Below are 1,706 nucleotides of genomic sequence, written 5' to 3'. Positions count from 1 at the left end.
GGCGCCGGTGATCTGACCGAAGCGCGCTAGCCGCTTGGCGGTCTCCAGGGACTGATTGGCAGCGGCGATACCCTGACTGGCCGCCCGGCGCTCATAGCGCCCCGAGGCCAGGCCGGCACCGAGGCTGGCGACGGCCAACGTCGGTGAACACGATTAGCATCATCAGTAGAAATGGCTACCGCCATGGCACGCCAAACGTTGGCCGAGCCATGGGGCACCGGCTCTAAAGGCCGGTGACGATCGTGATCGGAGGGGATATCGAGCGAAGCCGTCGCTCAGTGATATTCGTAGTGGCCGTCGCTGCCCTGCGCTTCGAGGCCGTGGTAACTGGGGCGGTAGCTGTTGTGTTCTTCTTGCCACTGGCGCGAGAGCGAAACCGCTTCGTCGATCTGCGCCTGAGTCATCTGTTCTGCCAGCTCCGCCTTTTTGCCGGAAGACGCCGTGCCGCCGAGGTCGTACATCATGTAGGCGCGAACTAAATCCTGTTCGGTGCCAATGCCTTGGGCGTAGAAGTCGCCGACCTTACTGTAAGATGTCATATAATCTTGTTCTGCTGCCCTCATCATCCACGAAAAAGCTGTTCTTTCATTTTTTTCAGCACCACCACGTCCATTCAAGTAAAAAATAGACAAATTATATATCGCGTTACCATCTCCAGTAGCCGCAGCCTTTTTTAACCAATAGAGCGCCTTTTCGTCACTTTGAAAGGACGGATCGACTCTGGCAAAAAGGTAAAATTCCGCAAGCTTCTTCACAGCTTTAGGATACCCCGCATCAGCTGCGGATGTTAGATACCCCAACCCCTCTTCAATATCCTTATTAACTCCAGAGCCAGAAAAATACATCGCCCCTAGATAGTAACCGGATTGTAAAAACCCCTGATTATAAGATTTTTTAAAATATTCAACCGATTCTTCATCGTTTTTTCTAGTGCTTTTATCTCCATTAGTATATGCAAATGCAGCCAAATAGCTTGCAACACCATCACCTTGCTCCGACTCTTCTTCAAGTTTTGCTAAGCTACTACTTGAATATCTTTCTTCTAATGACTGATTTGATATATAAGATTGATTATCTTCCGCATAAGCCGAAAATGAAAAAAAACAAGCAATCAGAAAATATAAAAACAATCGATTCATTGTGCTCGCTCCGTAGAACTCAAGGGAATTCGAAAAACATCTCTAACCCCACTACCTTTTGGCAACAGCTCAACTATCACTTGAACACTCCCAGGCAAACCCAAAGAATCACTATTTATTAAAACAGTATTTAAGGCACCCTCACTCTCAGCGACCAGCCTTTGGATTTCACTACCGTAATTGGCACTACCCCCCTCTTCAAACCCACCTGCAGACTCAATACCATTGAGTTCCCTAGATGACTTTGTCACGACATATTTACCCATAATCGTTTCAGCTTCACTAATGAACTGGCTGACGGTTACAAAGACACCTCCTCGTCGTATATCACTAGGAAAGCTAATTTCCGAAGCAATAGAATAAGCCCCTTCCCCCGGATGATCGGCTTGCTCGAAAGCCGCAACAGCCCCAGCATTGTCCATACGCCGCCACTGCGGAATCACGTCGATATCTACAGAGATCCCGCGAATGACCATCTCCAAAGATTCCTGCTCTTCTTCCAGCGAGGCGAAGGGGGCTTCCTGACGACCCGGGACGCCGAAGATGCTGCGTCGCACCCAGACGCGA

The 1,706-nt window shown here is 49.5% G+C and carries 2 protein-coding genes; both read right to left on the bottom strand.

The genetic code is table 11. The annotated features are described in order from the left end of the window. Positions 1–275: 275 nt before the first annotated feature. Positions 276–1,139, bottom strand: coding sequence for a tetratricopeptide repeat protein (locus DOM41_RS14865; RefSeq protein ID WP_110687669.1), 864 nt, complete (start codon positions 1,137–1,139; stop codon positions 276–278). After that, on the bottom strand, positions 1,136–1,706 hold a 571-nt coding region (locus DOM41_RS17545), incomplete at its 5' end, for a hypothetical protein (protein ID WP_157956943.1). The genes DOM41_RS14865 and DOM41_RS17545, both read right to left, overlap by 4 nt.

Source organism: Salinicola aestuarinus, from assembly GCF_003206645.1.
Lineage (GTDB): Bacteria > Pseudomonadota > Gammaproteobacteria > Pseudomonadales > Halomonadaceae > Salinicola > Salinicola aestuarinus.
This window is presented reverse-complemented; position numbering and strand designations above follow the sequence as displayed.